General features: G+C 24.4%; 2 protein-coding genes. Both read right to left on the bottom strand.

The genetic code is table 11. The features are described 5' to 3' along the window. Positions 1–121: 121 nt before the first annotated feature. Positions 122–3,619 (bottom strand): hypothetical protein, encoded by a 3,498-nt coding sequence (locus L8X33_RS08395; RefSeq protein WP_263670463.1) that lies wholly within the window; start codon positions 3,617–3,619, stop codon positions 122–124. After that, positions 3,616–4,857: hypothetical protein (locus L8X33_RS08390; protein ID WP_263670461.1), on the bottom strand; the 1,242-nt coding region annotated here is incomplete at its 5' end. The genes L8X33_RS08390 and L8X33_RS08395, both read right to left, overlap by 4 nt.

Below are 4,857 nucleotides of genomic sequence, written 5' to 3'. Positions count from 1 at the left end.
TTCACGCCCATCTTTTCTTTTATCAAATATAATTTGATTTGTATTTTTATCAACTTCTAATATAAGTCCATTAGAAGTATAAATCTCGTAAATATCTTTATTACCACTCATTTTTATCCTTTCATCCTATATACAAACCATCTTCCATGATTATAGTAGTGGCTAGTCTGCCTATGAATTTGTTGGAATAATCTTGTATTTTATTAATATCATTAAAATCTTCTTTATCTTTTCTTCTATTTCTTTCATTATCAACATCTTTATTATTTACCCCCTTATACATCACTTCTAAATTATGCTGTCCTATAGCTTCTAAATTTTCCATTAATCTTCTTGCTTTTTGTCTATCTTCTATGAACCTACCCTTTTCATCTTGAGTAGTATTATAAATACCATTTGCATATTCATATAAAATTTGTATAGTATCATTATAAGCTAAGATAGGGTGTTGTTTTATCACTGGGTGTTGTGTTTTATACTCTTCTTTTCTTTGAAAATGCTCTAGCTTATATATATTACATTTTCTAAGTTCTATATTGTTTTCTTCAAAAAATTCCATATCATTTAAGATGTATTTGCCCTCATTGATTTTATCTTCCTTAAAAGCACTTCTTTTCTCATCTAAAATAATATAAGATAAAAGTCTTTTTAAGGCAAATTCCCTAGCTTTGCTTGAAGTCGTAGCACAAGCAATACTAGGATAATAATTAAGCCCACCTGTGCATAATAAAGAACCAAAAATAAACTCAGATAAATCAAAACTCATAAATCTAGAATTTATCAATAAAGGATAGGTTAAGTATTCTTCTTTTTTTACAGCTAAAGGAAAATCATAATTGTAAGTAAATTTTTCATACATTAGTTTTTCATATAAAATTTTTAATCTTTCATAATTTGTAGGCAAAAGTGTATCGATAAAAGATCCTGCTAAATTTTTTAACACATCTATACTTAAATTTTTACTTACTTTAATAGAAAAATCGATAGCTAATTGTTTTTTTACTTTTGATATCAAATGAATTTGCTTAGCTTTATCCAATCTTGAAAAACTCTTTGACTTTTTTAACTCGCTTGCATATTCTAATTGATTAAAATAATAATAATTTGTTCCTATTTGATATAAAAAAAGCTTATTGAGTGGCTTTTTACTTTTTGGATTAATTTTTATAAAATGTCCTTTAGGATTAAGTGCATAAAATATCCCTAGTTCTTTAAAAAAATGTGCTTTAAAACTAGAAAATAATTTATTGCCATAATGCTTTTTATCAAAGCTTGAATTTATAAAAAATAAAATCATTTTTTTAAAAAAATCAGGCTGGCTCATAAAAAATTCTGCAAAAGGAAAAAGTTGCTTAATGATATTAAAAAAAGTGATATCTATAGATAATTTTGCAAGTTCATTATCAAGCATAATTTCTTGAATACTTTTATCTAAATCTTTTTTCAAAGGAAGAGTTTTATCTGTTTGTGTATTTTCTTTAAATTCAATTTCCTCATCAAAGCTTTCATTTAAGGTTTTTAAAAAATTCACATAAGTTTGATCATCTTCTTCAAAATCATTTTCAAACATAGCTTTAGCTAATTCATCTAAATAGATAACTTCATCTTCTTTTTTATTTTTATTTAATTCTTTAGATAAAAAGATGTAAATTTTTTTATCATTATCATAAAAATAAATATCATCAGGGATAAATGAAATATACTCATTAAAATAATTTGGTATTTTAATCTTTTGGTAATTAAGTGAAATTTCTTTATCACCATAATCTGGATTTGGAATTACAATATTTTTAACACCAAGAGAATATTCTTGTGTAGAAGCTAAGTCTTTTTGTAAAACATACAAAGTTAAAGTCAATAAAACAACCGTTAAAGGTGAGTATTTCTTAAAATCTACATTTTCATATGTTTTGGATATTGATGACTCTAACTCAAGAAAAAATTGCATTTGATCATAATCAGAATTGATATTATCTAAATAATTATTAAAAAGCCCGATATATTCTTTTACTTTTTCTTTTTCTTTTTCGCTAATTTCTTCCAGTTCTTTGGGTAATTTAAAAAAGCTATCAATATAAGCAAAATCTTGCTCAACTTTTTCATATTCCAATCGTTCGTTTATATATTCCAATAAATAAAGTTTCATCCAAGAATATGGTTGATTATAAAAATTAAAATACCTTTTATATTTTTGATAAATCTGTCCATCAAGTTTCACAAAAGGACAAAGCTGCAATACAAAATCATCTTCCTTTTTAACATCTCTTTCTATAAAATAAGAGCCATAATCTCTTTTACTAGGAAATTGTTCTTTTAATCCAAGTTTTTCATTTTTTGTAAGAGCTTTAGGACGATTTTTTATTATTGCTCCTAATTTTTTTTGATACAAATCTTCACAAAGTGCTGCATTGTTAAGCTGTGGTGGATTAGTAATAAACAAATAATTTTTACCCATTTTTGTTGTATTGATTTGATCAGTATTTTTTTTATCTAGTATCATTTCTACTAGTATGGAAGAATTTAAATCAGGATATTCTGCATAAAAGAAATGATTAAGTTCAGAGATATTTGAATTGATTGCTTTTTTTAATGTTGTATCAAAATTTTTTAAACTAGAATTAATCAAAAGCGTATTATCTAACTTTTCATTTTCAATTTTTGGATTATTTTCTAAAAAATGATCAAAAATACCTTGAAATTCTTCATCTAAAATAACTTTATAAAAACTATTTTTATAAAGACTAATAGAAGGTGCATTAGAATAAGATGAAAAATCTAATAATACTTTATCATCTATAATCAATACATCAGATAAAATTTCTTCATTGCACAAAGCGATAATAGGATAAAGCTTACTAGTAATAAGCTCTAAAAGTGGATAAGCAAAATCATAATAATATTTTTGTTCCTTATGCTCTTGATAGTCAGAAGAAGAATTATAAGCTTCAAATAATGTATTTACAACAAAAACATAAGGATTTTTTTTGACTAAAGAGATAGGTTTTTTAAGATTGGTTACAGAATCTAATATATTAATAAAAAATTTTGCTATAGCTCTAATAATTTGCTTATATTCATCATCATTAGATTGAGTAATATTTTTTAAAAATGTATTAAAAAGTGTATCTAGGGTAAGTTGTATCTTTGGTTTAATCTCTTGCTCAAAATAATCAGATTCTTTGGTATTTTTTAATAATGTATTTAATTCTTTTTGAACTCCTTTTAAAAAATTTTCAATATTTTCTTCATTACTCTCATCAATAATTTTATTGAGCGTTTTATTTTTGTTTTGATTGATTACATCATTTAAAAAATTTAAATTATTAAAGATAATTTTTTTAATACTAGATAAATTTTTATCAGAACTAAATTTTTGTTCTTTTGTGATTTCATCTTTATTAGCTTGATTTAAATGTATGATTTTAAAAGTTTTTTTCTTGTTAATTTTAAATTTATATTCAATAGTATGTAGTGTCTTATACAAAGAATTCTTAGCTTCTTTATATCCATCAAAATCACCACATATAAAAATAATTTTATTAGCATTTTCGGTAAGATTTTTTAACTCAATTTCCAAATTATGATTTGATGTAATTAAGGTGAAATCTTTTATTTTCATATTTTAATCCCATTCACTACTACAAATTTACAAACATAAAGCTCTTGTTTTCTATCTTCATCTTCTAAGATCTCATCTAGTCCATTTGCGATTTGAAATTTTAAATTTTGCATTTTAGCAGGAGCTAAAAAACTAAAATGATATTCGTTTAATTCTTTATTATCTTCTAGGGAATTTTTGATGATTTTATCATACTCATGTAGCTGTGTAAAATACCCTGCTCCCAAATCTTTATATTCAAATTCTTTATAAGCACTTTTATAAACTTTAGCAATATTTTTTGGGATAATAAAATAAAGTTTGATTAAATTAGTATCAAAACTAAAATTTAATTCTTTAAATTCATAATCTTTACTAAAGTCTTGTTTGAATTGATTAAGAATATTAACATCTTCTATATCTTTTAAATCTTTTTGATCTATATTTAATTCACTTAAAGCTTTATTTTGTTCTTTTTTTTCATTATTGATCAAAAGATTATAGATAGGTAGGTTATCTTTTTGAAATCTATCACTTTTATAATGAAGTCTTATTATAGGCTCTTTTAGCTTTGTTTGGCTTTTGCTTTGCTTTGCTAAGCCTTCCTTAGGATTAAAACTATGATCAAATTTAAACTTAGTAGGTACAAAGCTTACTTTTAAAGGAAAGCCTTTATCACTAATACAAGCTGAGATGAGTTCTTGTAAGATTACGTATTCATTATTAACTTTCTTTTGAGATAAAGAGCCTTTAACATCTACTACCTTAGTGCAAGGATAGCTTACATTTGCAATGGTATTAGGACAGCCACTTATGCTAGAATTAAGTAAATCACTTTCTAGCATAATAGGCACACCACCATCTTTAAAAGTTTTTCCTTTGTTTGATTGAAGTATGACTTTACCCCCATGGATACATTCTAGGTTTTGATTTTCTAAAAGGGCATGAAGTTTAGCTATAGCTTGTTTTTTATTTATTTGTATGGTTTTTTGTTCTTTTAGAGTGTTTGAAATCAAATCTTTATACTCTAAGCTTTGCTTGCTTAAACATTCTAATTTGATATTTAAAGAATTTTCTATAATAGAATAATTAAGCAAGCAAAGTTCATCATTTTTATAAAAGATGCTAAGTTTTCCTTTGCCACTATCTTCATCTTTAGGAGAAAAATAATAACTAGGTGTATCTTGTTTTATGGCATTATCTTGATTTAATTCTCCAAAGTAAAAAGGATTGTTAGGAATTTCACTTGAGCCTGTAAG

The organism is Campylobacter sp. CNRCH_2014_2849, assembly GCF_025772845.1.
In the GTDB taxonomy this organism is placed as follows: Bacteria; Campylobacterota; Campylobacteria; order Campylobacterales; family Campylobacteraceae; genus Campylobacter_D; species Campylobacter_D lari_D.
This window is presented reverse-complemented; position numbering and strand designations above follow the sequence as displayed.

Bases quoted from the DNA above. Each gene is read 5' to 3' on its own strand.
- L8X33_RS08395 (WP_263670463.1), bottom strand. From the start codon at position 3,619: ATGAAAATAAAAGATTTCACCTTAATTACATCAAATCATAATTTGGAA.